Here is a 15,280-nt window from a genome sequence, read left to right as displayed (position 1 = left end):
TCTCTTTTTTCAATATGTATATTATACCTTTTTTTCTTAGAATGACAAGAGAATCTCACAAAGCAATCAAGATTGGTTCTCCGGGCTTTGCATTATGATTTTCAAACACCTGAAAAAGATGCTCTGCACACTGCTGTATATCCATGGCTTCTTCCGGCTGCTCCATCCATTTTAAAATTCCGGACTTGCAAAGCAAAAGATATGGCAATACCATATATTTATTGCTCCTTGTGCAATAATCGATACCCTTATTGCATAATTCCAGCGCCTCTCTGTAAATTTCCATCTCATACAAAAGATTAGCTTCATTGTAAAGTATCATCGGATATACCTTTTCTTTTTCTTCGTCATCTACTTTTCTTACTTCCAGATAATCAGATAACTGCATCCAGATGCGGAGTGCCTGCTTTCTTTCACCAAGCCGCTGTTTCTGTACCGCCATACTGTTGATAATGTTGATTTCCTCAAAGGTAAACATCCGCTTCTGCACCAGATTTGCCAGCCCCGCCGGATGTGTCAGATGTAACGCTTCTTCCAGCTTTGCATATACAAGTTCCGGACGGACTCCTTCCTTACTGTCCAGCACCGCCTTTATGTATGAAAAGAACTGTCTGGTCAGTTTATCCTCTTGTTTATGTTCCGGTTGTCTCTGCCAGAGTTCCCTGCTGCCTTCCATATCATTATTTGCTACTGCATGCACCAGCTGTCGCATATAGGCATATAATTCCATTTCTTCCGCCGTTGCATGAATATTGCATATACCCATTGTCTTTCCAAGACGCTGCATAATAGCTTCATAATTTTTCCGCTTTGGTACCACAAATCCGTTTTCAATTTTTGATAAAGTTCCAGTTGAACAGATGCCAAAAGCAAGTTCTTCCTGTGTAATGCCAAGCTGTTTGCGGGATTCACATATATAATCCCCAAGATTGTAACAAGCCAATTCCTAACCTCCCTTTTCTCATAACCCATCGTATTGACTGTTCCATAGAAATGTCTTATCGATATATTATAACTACTGTAGCATAAAAATAGCGGTACCGCTATTGGCGTTTTGTCAAGACTGTTGTCAAAACGTTAACTGCGATACCGCTGTCTGCTACCAGTTATCCATAAGGAACTGCCGGTGATAGTCTTTTTCGTTATATATCTAGAATTCCGGTTCAATCAGACCGTAAGTGTTACCTTTTCTCTTATATACAACGTTTACATTGTCATCCTCTGCATTTACGAATACAAAGAAATCATGTCCTAATAATTCCATCTGAACACATGCATCTTCCGGATACATTGGTTTCATATCGAATTTCTTGGTACGGATGATTTTAATTTCATCATCTGCTTCCACTTCTTTTTCAATATATTCCTTACGGAAATTGCTGTTGCTCTGCTGTTTTGTAATAATCTTATTCTTATACTTTTTAAGCTGTCTCTCAATAATCTCTTCTACAAGATCAATTGATACATACATATCATTGCTTACCTGCTCTGAACGGATAATGTGTCCAGGTACAGGAATCGTAACCTCGATTTTCTGTCTCTCCTTTTCTACACTCAAAGTTACAAATACGTCTGTGTCCGGAGTAAAGTACTTCTCCAGTTTTCCAATTTTGTCCTCAACTGCTGCCTTAAGACCGTCTGTCAATTCGATGTTTCTTCCTGAAATAGTAATACGCATGATGTCCAACCCCTTTGCCATTTATTTGATACAGACTGATATCATGGTTTTATTATACTATTTTGTACGAATATTTACAAGTTTTTTGTGCAATATTTACTGTATTTTTAGAGAATTTTTCGAATATCTTTCTGAAAGCGGGAAATCTGCAGGATTTTTCAAAAGGGATTGCCTGTATTCTAAAATAAGTCTAAAATATAACTGTATTTTTTAACGCTTTCATCTGTGCTATCATTTTTCTAAGGCAGATAAAAACCAGAAAGGATTTGTTTCTTATGAATACTGTTTTAATTACCGGAGCTTCCCGGGGCATCGGTGCTGCTATTGCAGAAGTATTTGCCCGCCACGGTTATCAGCTCATTTTAAATTGCTGTCATTCCGAAACTGCTCTTAAGGCTTTGTCTGATGAACTTTCGGACAAATATCATGTCACGGTTCTTCCGGTTATCGGAGATGTCAGTGATCCGGATTTTGTTGCCAATATGTTTGCCATAATTCACCAGCAGTCCCTTTCGGTTGATGTTCTGATCAACAATGCCGGAATCTCCCACATCGGCCTGCTGCAGGATATGACTTATGAACAATGGCAGCACGTTATAAACACCAATCTTTCTTCTGTTTTTTCCTGCTGCAAATATGCTCTGCCAGATATGCTGCACAAAAAATCAGGCCGGATTCTTAACATTTCTTCTGTCTGGGGAAATGTAGGTGCCTCCTGTGAGGTTGCGTATTCCGCCAGCAAGGGAGCTGTTAATTCCTTTACAAAGGCACTTGCCAAAGAGGTCGCACCCAGTGGAATCTCTGTCAATGCCATTGCCTGCGGCACCATTGACACTTCCATGAACGCCTGTTTTTCTGCCGAAGAGCGTGCTGACTTAGAATCCGAAATTCCCTGCGGCAGATATGGTACACCTGTTGAAACAGCTGAACTTGCTTATGCTATCGTATCACAAAGTCCATATCTCACCGGTCAGATTATTACCTTAGATGGTGGCTGGTGTTGATTTACATATGTGAATAGTTTGTGCTCCGTTGATATAATTTATCTTTCGTTTATTTTTGTCACTGGTTTTTTAACATGTTTTAAAATAGAGGTATTATTTACGAAAGATGAGGTTTGTATATGAATATCGGTTCTAAGTTACGATACCTGATTGAAGAAGCTAACATTACCCAGCGGCAGCTTGCAGATGCACTACATATCTCTCCCTCTGCTCTGAATGGATATATCAATCAGGGGAAAGAACCTGACTATGCAACCTTAGTAAGAATAGCCGACTATTTTCATACTTCCACCGACTATCTGCTCGGTCACAGTAACATCCGCAATGCCAGTCTGACGCATCTCAACAGCTGTGAGGGTGAACTGCTAAGTATCTATCATACTCTTTCCAGTTATAACCAGCAGCTTTTCTTAGAAGAATTGAAGGCTGTTGACCGGATGGTTTCCCGGGCAACAGCCTCGCCATTGAAATAGTTAATCTTCATCAAAGTAGCCGATGTATTTTACATCATGCTTTCCTTTCGGGAACATTTCATGGTACAAATCTACAAAATAGTCATCCGTCATGCTTGCGATGTAATCCACCACAAGCTGGTTCGGTTCTGTCTCCATGTATTGTTCCTTCGAAAAGGTTCTGCTGAACCGGTTGTTTTCTGCCACATATGCAATATGGTGGCGGTAGAGCCAGGATTTTTCATTCTTATCCTTTGCATCTTTCAATAACTGATAGTACATCTCTTCAAACATCGGATTCAGATTTTCCCGGATGACTTTTTCGATTTTCTCATTGTGATAGATATACTCATAATTTTCAGTCTTTGCAAGCTTCAACTGTTGAAAATATGCTTCATCCATGGAAAGATATGGTTTTCCATAGCTGTTTTCAATGATGTTAACTACCATATTATTGATGATTTCCGCATTGCTGCTGCCTATAGTATCTCCGTTAAAGCCTCTGTCATCCGGCAGAAGATGCAGGCGTACAGCATCCTGTCTGTCCTTGCCAAGATATGCTATAATATCACAAATCCGCATTACACAGGCTTCCAGGGTTCCCGGCACAAGATGTTTAATTCCATCTTCCTTCTGATAACACATTTCTACTTCTGTATCCAGATCTGCAAAGGTTTTTGCCTTTTTCGGCTGATACTCCTGCTGTTCCATTTCACCATTATGACATAGGACACCATCCAGAGTCTGCAGACTGATATTTCTCTGTCCCAGTACATCCAGCACACGCACACTGTGCACATTATGGTTAAAATATCGTCCGGTCTCTCCCCGCAAAAGTGTACTTAAAATTCTCTCACCGGCATGTCCGAATGGTGCATGTCCGATGTCATGTCCCAGGGAAATTGCTTCTATTAAATCCTGATTGAGATTTAATACATTTCCAATATTCCTTGCAATCCTTGAAACGAGCTGCACATGCTGCGCCCGTCTTGAAATATCATCATTTCTGTAAAGGGAAAATACCTGCGTCTTGTCTCCATAACGGTTATAATAAGGCAGATGCATGATTTTCTCAATGTCCCGGACAAAGGGAGGCCTCCAGAGATTCGCCCTGTCATGATTCATCTCCCGGCGCAAAACCTGTTCTTCGGAAAAAGCATATGGATTTGCCCTATGCTCTTTTCTGTCTTCTATGATTCTTTGTTGTAATTTTTCTGAAAGATTATGATATGCTCCCATTTTCTGCTCCCTGCTCATATAATAAATATCTTTACTGCTGAAGCTGATGCGTCAGTTCAATTAAATTTTCAGTCTCTGCCATCAGATGTTCTACGCTCTTCTGGTTCTTCTCGCAGGTTGTCAGTGTATTATTTGTATGTGCTGCTACTTCTTCTGAAATAGCGGAAATTGTCTGGATACTATCCATGATACCTGCATTGGCACTTTCTAATTCTTTCACAATACCGGACAATGCATCCGACTGGCTCTGTACACGGTCCGAATTATCCTCTATTGTACGGAAGCTGCCGGCAGTTTCATTGACTGTTACATTCTGATGTTCAACCTGTGAAATCATGCTTTCGATGATGGTCACTACTTTTTCCAGTTCTTCCGATACATTTCTTATCAGTTCTTCAATACTGACCGTTGCTTCCTGTGTCTGGGTTGCCAGACCGGAAATCTCAGATGCTACTACAGCAAAACCTCTTCCTGCTTCACCTGCACGGGCTGCTTCAATTGACGCATTTAATGAAAGCAGGCTGGTTTCTGAAGTAATATTATTGATAATCTCAATGATGGAATACATTTTATCCATATACTCTTTTAAAGAAGTAAGTTCTGCTGCCACCTGACTGTTCGTCTGCTCAGTCACACTCACCTGCGATACCAGCTGTTCAATATTTTTCTTACCCGCGTTCAATGCTTCTGCTGTAACTGTCATGCTCTCAGCAATGCTGTCAGAAGCCTGGGTTACCTGCATTACTTTTTCCTGGATCGCTTCTGTCTGGCTTAACTGATTCTGCACCGCCTCCGCTGTATCTGTTGTTCCACCGGTCAACTCTTCCATGGCATTTCTGGTATCGCTGACACCACTGCCAAGTAACTCTACTTCATCCGACATTCCATTAATTTTCTTTGTCATGGCATCAGATACTTCTAAAATTTTCTGAAGCATGGTATCAGACTGTCCCTTTGCCTGATTCATTTCACCCAGCCGTGATAAAAACGATTTCTGCAAAACAGCAGAACTGCAATAAGAAAATGCCGTTGTCAAAATCAGTATAATAATCTCTGTTCCATAGAAAGTAGGTCCCTCACCTTGACCTTTCATCGTATGCACTGCAATAGAAATAAAATTTACGATAGTTGCTCCAATTCCAAGCTCCAATGCATATTTCGAATCTGAAAATACAGAAATCAAAATAAACATCGGTATTACATATACAAAAACCAACTGATTGCCGGCACCTATCAGTGCTACTGTATAATATACTGCAAATCCAATCCCCAAAAGATGCTTGATTGCTTTTGTCTCCTGGTTTTTCCTATAGCAAATCCATTCTGCCACCACCGGTCCAAGTGCCAGCACAATAAGCGCCGCCACATAAACTACATTCTTGGAAGTTCTGAAAATTTCCAAAAAATTAACCAGTGCCAATAAGATTCCCATAATTGTATGCCCTGTCATTGCAGTCTTATTTACTCTTCCTTGTTCTGTCAATTCTTTCATCCTCCCATATATAACATATATAAACTGTAATTTTTGAACTTTACCAGCAATTTTATTATACCTTTCTCTACATAAATTGAAAAGACTTTTATTTATACGCCTTACCATATGCCTTTCCATTGGACTCTTTTATTATTACGTTCATAAAAAACTTGCTCTTCATCTTTAAACTGGCATGGTCATTTTTATCAAAATTGGATGTTTTTATAATGCCATTTCTGTTTTATGATAAACCGCAACAAAGAGAAAGAAAAGAGGACTTTATGATGAAAAACGAAAGAATCTACAAACTTGTACTGACTGCTCTTATGGCAGCACTTTCCTATGTGGTATTCACATTCTTACAGATTAAAATCGCACTTCCTGGCGGAGATGCCACATCTATCCACCTCGGAAACGCGGTATGTGTATTAGGTGCATTACTGTTAGGCGGTGTTTATGGCGGAATCGGCGGTGCCATCGGTATGACAATCGGCGACCTTTTAGACCCGATTTACATTGTATACGCACCAAAGACTTTTATCTTAAAATTCTGCATCGGCCTGATTACCGGTCTGGTTGCTCACAAAATTGGTAAAATTTCCACTTCCAAAGATAGCAGGCACATTTTCAAATGGGTTGTCATCGCAAGTATCTGCGGACTGTTATTCAACGTTGTATTTGACCCACTGTTCGGCTACTTCTACAAACTGGTTATCTTAGGAAAACCTGCAGCAGAAGTTACACTTTCTATTAACATTGCAGCAACCAGCATCAATGCAGTATTATCCGTTATCGTAGCGACTGCTGTATACATGGCACTGCGTCCGGTACTGGCAAAATCTAATATGCTGCCACGTCTTGGAAAGGAAAACGCATGTGCATGAAATTAAATACTTTACCACCAAAGCTTCTGATCATCAATGATATATCCGGTGTGGGACGCTGCTCCATGAGCGTGTCCCTCCCGGTGGTAAGTGCATGTAAGGTACAGGGAATCCCTGTGCCTACTTCTGTTTTCAGCAATCATACCGGTTTCCCTACCCACTTGAAAATTGATTTAACCGGACAGCTTAAGGATTATTTTGCTGCACTGAATATTCTTTCCATGAACTGGGACGGCATCTACTGCGGCTACCTTGGTGCAAAAGAACAGCTTCATGCCATTTCCGATTACTATGATTCTCTCACCGAAAAACCTCTTTTTATTATAGACCCGGTAATGGGTGACCACGGCAGAGCCTATCAGCATATTACGCCGGAATTCTGCAATCACATGAAAGACTTTGTATCCCGGGGTGATATTATCACACCAAATCTGACGGAAGCCTGCCTTTTAACAGATACGCCTTATCCGGAGCATGACTGCACCGATTCGGAGCTTTCTGCCATTTCCAAAAAGCTTCATGCACTGGGTGCGAAAAAATGTATTATTACCGGCTGTCCAAAAGGCGACACTTTCCTTAACTATATTTCCGATAGCAGCGGAAATGTGGATACTGTTTCCACGAAAAAAGCCGGTCCGGGGTATCCCGGAACCGGCGACATCTTCGTCAGTATTGTATCTGCACTTACCTTACGGGGCTTCTCCTTACAAGAATGTACCACACAGGCAGCTCATTTTATTGCTTCCTGTATTTCCTATTCGCAGTCGCTTTCGGATGATACTTTGCAGGGTGTTATTTTTGAACCGCTTCTTTCTGACTTAGTGACACTTTAATCTCAAGAAAGAGAGTCTAAGTAACTGCCTATCAGATTTGCCATCTGGACATATTCTGCGGATGTACCACCTGCTGTATAGTTGGCACAACTGTCCACATACTGGTCAGCCGCAGCATTTGCTCCGATGTAAATGCTTTTATCAGCAACTTTTCCTGCAACGGAATTTTCTCCCTGGAACAGGTCTTTTAATTCCTTCTTATCTGCATTTTTCAGAGTTTCCTCATCTATTACAAGTTTTCCATTACTGTCTACGGTAATGCCAACCTTCTGTAACGCTTCACTCTGACCGGAAACAATGCTTTTTAATTCCTTGCTGTAATTTGCAGATTTGTCTGTATCAAGGTCTGACAGGCTTTCTAAAAGACTGTTATAATCTCCGGTAAAACGCTCTATCAGTGAAATCAAACCGGAATAATCTCCGCTTTCTTCTGCCTTGGCAAAAATGGAATCCTCTCCTGTTTCACTTAATACTGCTGCACTTGCTTTGAGTGAGGATGCAGACTTCTTGACACTGTCATATTCTTCACTCTTTTTCCCGGTTGTCTTGCTGCTCTTCTCTGTCTCACTGCTCTTTTTTAACAGGTCCACCACTTTTGTATCATTGTCTGTGTCCGTATTCAGTGAACTCATCAAAAGGCTGTTATTTCCTGTTACACGAATCATGTTTCTCCTCCTAATTTTAAGACAAAATTGCCTCCATGCCGTCTTATACCTGATATATCGTTCTTTTTTCCGAAAAACTTAACCTTTAAGCTAATCCTTTCTTGCCGCTTTTAACATGGCAATCTCTCTGGCATAGCCTTCTAAATCATTCGGTGTTTCAAGGTAAAACGGCAGTTTTTTCAATGCCGGATGGTTGATTATCCGCACAATGGCATCCATGGTCAGATTGCCTGCACCCAGACATTCATGACGGTCTTTATGGCTGCCCAGTACATTTTTCGAATCATTCAAATGAATGGCACACAGCTTATCCAGTCCGATAATGCGGTCAAATTCTTCTAACACTTCCTCTAAATGTCCGCTGATATCATAGCCACCATCAAAAACATGGCAGGTATCCAGACAGACTCCCACTTTCTCCGGATATTTTACCCGGCTTAAAATCTCCTGCAGTTCTTCAAAGTTTCTTCCTACTTCTGTTCCTTTTCCTGCCATGGTCTCAAGCAGCACTGTTGTTTTCTGCTCCTGCCACATGATTTCATTTAAGACTCCTGCAATCTTTTCAATTCCGACTTCCGCTCCCTGCTGCACATGGCTGCCAGGATGAAAATTATATTTGCAGTCCGGTATCTCCTCTAAACGCCGCAAATCATCCGCCATGGTTTCTCTGGCAAACTCCTGTACCCGCTCATCTTTGCCGCAGGCATTTATTGTATAGGGTGCATGGGCAAGAATCTGCCCGATGCCATGCTCCGCAGCATACTGCTGATATGCAGCTATATCTTTCACATCTAAATCCTTTGCTTTGCCGCCTCTTGGATTTCTGGTAAAAAACTGAAATGTATTGGCTCCGATTTCCTCTGCCTGCTTTGCCATAGCGAGGAAGCCTTTTGATGATGATAAATGACAACCGATTCGAAACATATTTTTCTCCTTTTTCCTTTTCCTACGTTCAATCAATTTTGGGTTATAAAACTATTGTTATTTCATCCGTGTCAGCCTGTCCATTGAAGCCAGATGCGATACAACGTCTGCAAGTGGCACTATGAATTTTGTTCTGCTTATTGGCTTTTCCGGCAACCGGTGCATATTCGCATCCATGCTCAAATGCACCTCGCTGGCACGTCCCTGTGCCAGCGTTGCCTATTACCAGACGAGATTCCAAGTGCCCCTAGCAAGCATCATAAGGTATCCGCGTTCCGGCGAACAATACAGTGTTTTTTGTCAAACATTGGAAAGACTGTTCTTATCGTCAAAAGAAAAACTTGTGTCTTAGAACTACGGCATTTTAAAGTAAATCAAATTCTCTTTCTATTCCAATGATTTATCGATGTCTTTTCCCCTCTCCCAATCACCGGACACTTGTTATTTCATTATAACCGTTATAAAATGAAAAAGTAACCCCAAACCAGCAATCCCGCCCTCGCAATTTAATAGGACACATACAAAAAGGTACATTTTATGAAAATTGGAATTTTATCAGATACACATGGTGTATTAAAGGATACATTTTTAGACGAGCTGCAAAGCTGTGATTATCTTCTGCACGCAGGAGATATTGGAAGTCTCAAATGTTATGAAACTTTAAAAGAACTGCATGTTCCGCTTTATATTATCAAGGGGAACTGCGACAAAGGCGAATGGACGAAATATCTGCCGGAGACTCTGGCGGCTCCCATTGGTGGGAAGATTTTCTATCTCATCCATAAGAAAAGCGATTTGCCTTATCCACAACCGGAAGCAGATTTTATTATTACCGGGCATACCCACCATTATGAAGTAAGCAAAAGGGGAACCACTACTTTCATCAATCCGGGCAGTGCCGGTCGAAGCCGCAGTGGTTCCTCCTGTACTATCGCTATTCTGACTTTGGATGGGGACGATGTTTCTATTTCACCCATTTATACCGAATAGCAATTTATATCGTGTGATAATTTTTATTGCATATCAATTGATATTACATCATGATTCTATGTCATTTGACTCTTTCGGTTATTTTCCAGCACCAGTTGAAAATATCTCTGAAACAGCAGCCTGGTATTCTATCAGGCTGTTTGCTTTCTTTATCTTCTTCAACGGTTTTTCAATTCCGGTAAACTGTGTGCCAAGATAAAACCACAATTCTTTCATTTTAAAGAGGACATTTTTCTCCCCGGACATTTCTTCCTGATAGCCGGCAACCAGCTTATTGTGAAATGTATAAAGCCGCTTTAATTCAGCAGCCCTGTCTATTGTGCTACCGGAGCGGATTTTCTCTATGAGTGCCGGGTCTCTTATAACACCACGCCCTAACATAATGGCATCTATCGTTGGAAAACGTTCTGTAAACCGCTCATAATCTTCCACTGTAAAAATATCTCCATTGTAAACCAGCGGATTCCTGCTGTACTCCAGTGCATACTCTACCATCGTCCAATCCGGCTTATTTTTATAATAATCTTCTCTGACACGGGGATGTAAAATCAGCTCCTTTATCGGGAAACGATTGTATATTTTTAAAATGCCTTCAAATTCATCCGGATATTCCATGCCAAGTCTTGTCTTAATGGAAATCTCTGCATCCGTCTTTTCAAACATTTCATCCAGGAAATGAAGCAAGGCTCTTTCATCATCTAAAAGTCCGGCACCTCTTCCCTTCGATACTACCGTTCCGGAAGGGCATCCGGCGTTGATATTAATTTCCTGATAGCCAAATGCTTTCAGCTCTTCTGCAATTGCTGCCACATCTTCTCCGCTCTTTGACAGCACCTGTGGCACGGTATACATGCCAGCATTATGCTCTGGGATTAAATCATTTCTTTCTCTGGCATTGAAGCTTCGCTTCGTATGTGGAGCTAAAAATGGTGTAAAATATTTGTCGGCATCTTCATAGCATGCATGGTAAGCCTGCCGGTATACATATCCTGTAATTCCCTCTAAGGGAGCTAAATATAGTTTCATTGGTACATCCTGTTTTTTATTTCATTTTTCAATTCTGTTTTCAAATTCTGCTTTTTATCTTACCCTTCGATTTCAAGCATGCTTGTACAATGTGGACAGCGTGTTGCTTCCAGTGGAATAAACCAGTTACTGAAATCCAGTCTTCCAACTACAAGACTAAGAATCGGCATAATTACATTGTCTACCAGCGAGCTTACCAGTTAATTAAAAGCACCACCGATAATCTCACCGACTGCAAGGTCTAACATATTTCCTCTTACTGCAAACTTCTTAAACTCTTTCCACATCTTCATTCTCCTTTGTTCCTGGCACACTATTTAGCAGTTCTTCCTTCTGCTTTTCCATTGGACATATAATGCATATAGTAACTCTTCAAATCATTTCCAAAGGCTGCCTTTATATCACCATTGTTACTAATATAATAATTATAATCAAAAACCATACTATAGTCTACTCCATTATGTAAACTTCTGATTTTTGATATCCTCTTTTGCCATCGTTATAAAAGTTTCCCTCTCATGCATTGCTCTTCCTCCTTTCACTTGCTAGACGGATGAAAAATGGATGAGGTTTTAAAATTTCCAAAAAAATTTTATTTTTTCAAATTTGTTGACCAAATGGCTGAAACTTGGATTTTGTCATTGAAATAAGACTATAAGAGTGCTAAACTTTTGAATTGCGTGTTTAGTGGGGGAAAGTGAAGTTTTCGCTGTATTCTGGAATATCTGTGCAGATATCCTGACAAAACAGAAATTTCATCTTCCACTATAAACAAAGGAACAAATGAGGAGATTTTATTATGAACGAACTACGACCAAAGCTCTTTGATGTGATGAAGGGCTACACGAAGGAGCAGCTGATGAAGGATATCATTTCCGGTATCATTGTTGCCATCATCGCTCTGCCACTATCGATTGCCCTTGCGATTGCATCCGGTGTTGGTCCGGAACAGGGGCTTTATACTGCAATTATCGCAGGATTTTTTATTTCATTCTTTGGCGGAAGCCGTGTACAGATTGGCGGTCCGACTGCCGCTTTCGTTGTTATCATCTATGGCATCGTTGCAGAGTATGGAACCGACGGTCTGATTGTTGCTACCATTCTTGCCGGTATTATCTTAGTAATTATGGGAATCTGCCGTTTTGGCTCCCTGATTAAATACATTCCCTATACCATTACCACCGGATTTACCTGTGGAATCGCAGTTACTTTATTTGTAGGACAGTTAAAGGATTTCTTCGGTATGGATATTGCCTCTGTTCCTTCTGAATTCTTAGATAAAGTAATTGTATATGCAAAAAATATCCGCTCCATCAACCTGACTGCAACCCTGATTGGCATTGCGGCTGTTGCAATTATGCTGCTCTGGCCGAAGGTTACCGATAAGATTCCGGGGTCTCTGATTGCGATTATCGTAACAACAGCAGTGGTTTATTTTGCCAAGCTTCCGGTCAATACCATCGGAAGTGTTTACGGGGAATTAAATTCTGCATTTCCAGGTTTTCATGTTCCATCCCTTTCCATGAAGCTGGTACAGGAAATGTTGTCCCCGGCATTTACCATTGCAATCTTAGCTGGAATTGAGTCCTTACTGTCTGCTGTTGTTTCCGATGGTATGATTGGCGATACCCATAAATCCAATGCTGAGTTAGTGGGACAGGGGCTTGGAAATATTTTCTCCGGTCTCTTCGGCGGAATTCCTGCCACCGGAGCCATTGCCAGAACTGCTGCCAATGTCCGAAACGGTGGACGTACTCCGATTGCCGGAATCACCCACTGCATCACTTTAACCATTATTCTTCTGGTGTTGATGCCGCTGGCTGCACTGATTCCTATGACAACACTGGCTGCCGTACTTTTAGTAGTTGCCGCTAACATGGCAGACTGGTCCTCTTTCTTCCGCCTTTGTAAGATGGCACCTAAGAGTGACATCATCGTTCTGGTTGCAACCTTTTTCTTAACAGTATTTTTCGACCTTGTGGTTGCCATCGAAATCGATGTTGTATTAGCAGCTCTGCTCTTTATGAAACGTATGGCAGAAACAGCTGATATCAAAGCATGGAAATACACAGATTCTCCTGACATTACACCGGGTGAAGCGGAAAAACTGCGTGACATCCCGCATTCCATCAGTGTTTTTGAAATCTGCGGTCCGATGTTTTTCGCCGCAGCAGACCAGATTCTTAATATCAACAGTAACCATCATACGAAGGTTGTTGTCATCCGTATGCGTAGCGTTCCTGCCATTGATGCCAGCGCAATGCGTTCTCTCCATGAGCTTGCCAACCGTGCAAAACGCAAAAATATCACGCTGGTATTCTCCCATGTCAATGAGCAGCCAATGCGCGTGATGGAAAAAGATGGTTTTATTGAATTAGTTGGAAAAGAAAATTTCCATCACAATATTGTGGATGCACTGGATTATGCAGAAGCACTGGTAAAATAAAAATTAAAAAGAATGTGCCCTGGCACATTCTCGCGCCTGCGGCGGTCGCTTGCGGCATCTGCCTTATACGCCGCAGTGCGCATCCTCGCGGAGCGTTTTATACTTTACAGGAAAACAATTTCCTGTAAAGTATAAAAGTGTGCACTCTACCAACTGCATTTAACAGATTTTCACTTTTTCTGTTAAAATTCATGGCAAAATGCACACTTTTATTTCTAATTATGCAAGTGTAATCGCATATGCTTCCTGCAATTACACACTTTTTCCTCTTTTATAACAATCCCTGAATCAAAATAAACAGAATCAGTATCGGAAGGATAAACTGGAAATATGGCTTTAATCTTCTTGCAATCTTAATGCCTTTTCCGGTATTTGCTTCCTCTAAGTAGTTGTCAAATCCCCAGCCCCACTTCGTCACACAGAACAGCAGGTAAACAAGAGAACCGATTGGCAGCAGCAGGTTACTTACGATAAAGTCCTCGCTGTCCAGCACATCCCTTCCGCCAATCAGGTGGAGATTGCTCCACACATTGTATCCTAAGACACATGGCAGACTGGCAAGAAGGATAATAATTCCATTTACCAGTGCCGCTTTGTTGCGGTTCCAGCCAAACATATCCATGCAGAAGGACATGATATTTTCAAATACGGCAATTACCGTAGAAAAGCTTGCAAATGTCATGAACAGGAAGAACAGTGCGCCCCAGATTCTGCCGCCAGCCATATTTACAAAGACATTTGGCAGTGTCACAAAGATAAGGCTTGGTCCTACACCTACTTCCACGCCATAGCTGAAGCATGCCGGAAAAATAATCAATCCTGCCATAATCGCCACAAAGGTATCCAGTGCACAGATACGTACTCCTTCTCCTGCCAGCGTATGGTCTTTGCCCATGTAGCTTCCGAAAATTTCCATTGCTGCCACGCCAAGGCTCAAAGTAAAGAATGCCTGATTCATGGCAGAGGTTATTACATTTTTCAAACCGACTTCCCGGACACTGTCCATATTTGGCACCAGATAGAACTTCAATCCCTCGCCTGCTCCGGAAAGTGTCAGGCTATGTACTGCAAGGACAATAATCAGTATCAGCAGTGCACTCATCATAACTTTACTGATTTTTTCCAATCCGTTCTGCAAGCCGCGGCTGCATACAAAGAATCCAACCACAACAGTCAGTATCATCCAGAATGCCATCTGTTTGGGATCTGCCAAAAGATTGCTGAACACAGCTCCGGTCTGCTCGACATCCATTCCCGGGGTAAATTCACCTTTTACAAACTTATAGAAATAAGTTACCATCCAGCCGGAAACCGTTGTATAATACATCATCAGCATATAACAGCCGAAAATTGCCACCCAGCCATGAATATGCCATTTACTCTTTGGCTTCTCCAACGCCTTATATCCTAAAACTGCACTTTTTCTGCTGGCTCTTCCGACTGCTAATTCCATTGTCAGTACCGGAAGCCCCATGGCAATCAGGAATATAAGATAGAACAGTACAAAGATTCCTCCGCCATTCTGTCCTGCCACATACGGAAATCTCCACACATTTCCAATTCCGATTGCGCATCCTGCGCTTACCAGTATAAATCCCAGACGGGACTTAAATGATTCACGACCCATATCTATAAATTTCTCCTTTTGTAGTTTTCTCCCTAGTA

Annotated in this window: 16 protein-coding genes; 6 read left to right on the top strand and 10 right to left on the bottom strand. The window is 41.5% G+C overall.

Annotated features, from left to right (window positions below; all coding sequences use genetic code 11):
- Positions 1 to 55: 55 nt before the first annotated feature.
- Complete coding sequence (locus DWW33_RS05600) at positions 56 to 943, bottom strand: helix-turn-helix domain-containing protein (RefSeq protein WP_117698856.1); 888 nt, start codon at positions 941 to 943, stop codon at positions 56 to 58.
- 207 nt (positions 944 to 1,150) lie between these two features.
- The gene (gene hpf, locus DWW33_RS05595; protein ID WP_117698857.1) at positions 1,151 to 1,678 is read right to left on the bottom strand and encodes a ribosome hibernation-promoting factor, HPF/YfiA family; all 528 of its coding nucleotides are present in this window, start codon (positions 1,676 to 1,678) and stop codon (positions 1,151 to 1,153) included.
- Positions 1,679 to 1,953: 275 nt separating this feature from the next.
- On the opposite strand from hpf, the gene ymfI reads away from it, so the two are divergent.
- Positions 1,954 to 2,682: an elongation factor P 5-aminopentanone reductase gene (gene ymfI / locus DWW33_RS05590; RefSeq protein WP_118056583.1), complete on the top strand. Its 729-nt coding sequence runs from the start codon at positions 1,954 to 1,956 to the stop codon at positions 2,680 to 2,682.
- 119 nt (positions 2,683 to 2,801) lie between these two features.
- Complete coding sequence (locus DWW33_RS05585; RefSeq protein ID WP_022244205.1) at positions 2,802 to 3,155, top strand: helix-turn-helix domain-containing protein; 354 nt, start codon at positions 2,802 to 2,804, stop codon at positions 3,153 to 3,155.
- Here the strand turns inward: DWW33_RS05585 and DWW33_RS05580 are convergent, their stop codons facing one another.
- Entirely contained in the window at positions 3,156 to 4,373 is a 1,218-nt protein-coding gene (locus DWW33_RS05580; RefSeq protein ID WP_118088136.1) for a deoxyguanosinetriphosphate triphosphohydrolase family protein, read from the bottom strand.
- A gap of 31 nt (positions 4,374 to 4,404) precedes the next feature.
- Positions 4,405 to 5,856: a methyl-accepting chemotaxis protein gene (locus DWW33_RS05575; RefSeq protein ID WP_158577457.1), complete on the bottom strand. Its 1,452-nt coding sequence runs from the start codon at positions 5,854 to 5,856 to the stop codon at positions 4,405 to 4,407.
- Between the two features lie 275 nt (positions 5,857 to 6,131).
- On the opposite strand from DWW33_RS05575, the gene DWW33_RS05570 reads away from it, so the two are divergent.
- Together DWW33_RS05570 and DWW33_RS05565 are read left to right on the top strand one after the other, a co-directional pair.
- A complete protein-coding gene (locus tag DWW33_RS05570) occupies positions 6,132 to 6,731 on the top strand; it encodes an ECF transporter S component (protein WP_117699055.1) in 600 nt (199 codons plus the stop codon).
- Positions 6,728 to 7,564, top strand: a complete 837-nt coding sequence (locus DWW33_RS05565; RefSeq protein WP_158561561.1) for a pyridoxamine kinase — start codon at positions 6,728 to 6,730, stop codon at positions 7,562 to 7,564. The genes DWW33_RS05570 and DWW33_RS05565 overlap by 4 nt, the downstream gene beginning before the upstream one ends.
- 2 nt (positions 7,565 to 7,566) lie before the next feature.
- Here the strand turns inward: DWW33_RS05565 and DWW33_RS05560 are convergent, their stop codons facing one another.
- Both DWW33_RS05560 and DWW33_RS05555 read right to left on the bottom strand, forming a co-directional pair.
- Complete coding sequence (locus DWW33_RS05560; protein WP_118639027.1) at positions 7,567 to 8,229, bottom strand: flagellar filament capping protein FliD; 663 nt, start codon at positions 8,227 to 8,229, stop codon at positions 7,567 to 7,569.
- A gap of 90 nt (positions 8,230 to 8,319) precedes the next feature.
- Entirely contained in the window at positions 8,320 to 9,153 is an 834-nt protein-coding gene (locus tag DWW33_RS05555; protein WP_118639026.1) for a deoxyribonuclease IV, read from the bottom strand.
- Between the two features lie 537 nt (positions 9,154 to 9,690).
- Here DWW33_RS05555 and DWW33_RS05550 point away from each other — a divergent pair.
- On the top strand, positions 9,691 to 10,143 hold the full coding sequence (locus DWW33_RS05550) for a metallophosphoesterase family protein (RefSeq protein WP_117699060.1): 453 nt from the start codon (positions 9,691 to 9,693) through the stop codon (positions 10,141 to 10,143).
- 78 nt (positions 10,144 to 10,221) lie between these two features.
- Here DWW33_RS05550 and DWW33_RS05545 read toward each other — a convergent pair whose 3' ends face one another.
- The 3 genes from DWW33_RS05545 to DWW33_RS16130 form a co-directional block, all read right to left on the bottom strand.
- Entirely contained in the window at positions 10,222 to 11,169 is a 948-nt protein-coding gene (locus DWW33_RS05545) for a tRNA dihydrouridine synthase (RefSeq protein ID WP_118056588.1), read from the bottom strand.
- 200 nt (positions 11,170 to 11,369) lie between these two features.
- Positions 11,370 to 11,462, bottom strand: a complete 93-nt coding sequence (locus tag DWW33_RS16205) for an MscL family protein (RefSeq protein ID WP_330408422.1) — start codon at positions 11,460 to 11,462, stop codon at positions 11,370 to 11,372.
- Positions 11,463 to 11,482: 20 nt separating this feature from the next.
- Positions 11,483 to 11,611: a hypothetical protein gene (locus DWW33_RS16130; RefSeq protein ID WP_256385586.1), complete on the bottom strand. Its 129-nt coding sequence runs from the start codon at positions 11,609 to 11,611 to the stop codon at positions 11,483 to 11,485.
- A 357-nt stretch (positions 11,612 to 11,968) separates the two neighbouring features.
- Here DWW33_RS16130 and DWW33_RS05535 point away from each other — a divergent pair, with 357 nt between their 5' ends.
- Positions 11,969 to 13,615: a SulP family inorganic anion transporter gene (locus DWW33_RS05535; RefSeq protein ID WP_118056589.1), complete on the top strand. Its 1,647-nt coding sequence runs from the start codon at positions 11,969 to 11,971 to the stop codon at positions 13,613 to 13,615.
- Between the two features lie 271 nt (positions 13,616 to 13,886).
- Here the strand turns inward: DWW33_RS05535 and DWW33_RS05530 are convergent, their stop codons facing one another.
- Entirely contained in the window at positions 13,887 to 15,242 is a 1,356-nt protein-coding gene (locus tag DWW33_RS05530) for a sodium-dependent transporter (RefSeq protein WP_118639025.1), read from the bottom strand.
- Between the last annotated feature and the right edge of the window lie 38 nt (positions 15,243 to 15,280).

This window comes from Roseburia sp. AF15-21, assembly GCF_003479505.1.
GTDB classification, from domain to species: Bacteria; Bacillota; Clostridia; order Lachnospirales; family Lachnospiraceae; genus Roseburia_C; species Roseburia_C amylophila.
Note: the sequence above shows the minus strand (reverse complement) of the source record. Positions and strands in the feature narration are given on the sequence as shown.

Bases quoted from the DNA above. Each gene is read 5' to 3' on its own strand.
- DWW33_RS05560 (WP_118639027.1), bottom strand. From the start codon at position 8,229: ATGATTCGTGTAACAGGAAATAACAGCCTTTTGATGAGTTCACTGAAT.
- DWW33_RS05580 (WP_118088136.1), bottom strand. From the start codon at position 4,373: ATGGGAGCATATCATAATCTTTCAGAAAAATTACAACAAAGAATCATA.
- DWW33_RS16130 (WP_256385586.1), bottom strand. From the start codon at position 11,611: ATGGTTTTTGATTATAATTATTATATTAGTAACAATGGTGATATAAAG.
- ymfI (WP_118056583.1), top strand. From the start codon at position 1,954: ATGAATACTGTTTTAATTACCGGAGCTTCCCGGGGCATCGGTGCTGCT.
- DWW33_RS05585 (WP_022244205.1), top strand. From the start codon at position 2,802: ATGAATATCGGTTCTAAGTTACGATACCTGATTGAAGAAGCTAACATT.
- DWW33_RS05530 (WP_118639025.1), bottom strand. From the start codon at position 15,242: ATGGGTCGTGAATCATTTAAGTCCCGTCTGGGATTTATACTGGTAAGC.
- DWW33_RS05565 (WP_158561561.1), top strand. From the start codon at position 6,728: ATGAAATTAAATACTTTACCACCAAAGCTTCTGATCATCAATGATATA.
- hpf (WP_117698857.1), bottom strand. From the start codon at position 1,678: ATGCGTATTACTATTTCAGGAAGAAACATCGAATTGACAGACGGTCTT.
- DWW33_RS05535 (WP_118056589.1), top strand. From the start codon at position 11,969: ATGAACGAACTACGACCAAAGCTCTTTGATGTGATGAAGGGCTACACG.
- DWW33_RS05555 (WP_118639026.1), bottom strand. From the start codon at position 9,153: ATGTTTCGAATCGGTTGTCATTTATCATCATCAAAAGGCTTCCTCGCT.
- DWW33_RS05545 (WP_118056588.1), bottom strand. From the start codon at position 11,169: ATGAAACTATATTTAGCTCCCTTAGAGGGAATTACAGGATATGTATAC.
- DWW33_RS16205 (WP_330408422.1), bottom strand. From the start codon at position 11,462: ATGAAGATGTGGAAAGAGTTTAAGAAGTTTGCAGTAAGAGGAAATATG.
- DWW33_RS05570 (WP_117699055.1), top strand. From the start codon at position 6,132: ATGAAAAACGAAAGAATCTACAAACTTGTACTGACTGCTCTTATGGCA.
- DWW33_RS05550 (WP_117699060.1), top strand. From the start codon at position 9,691: ATGAAAATTGGAATTTTATCAGATACACATGGTGTATTAAAGGATACA.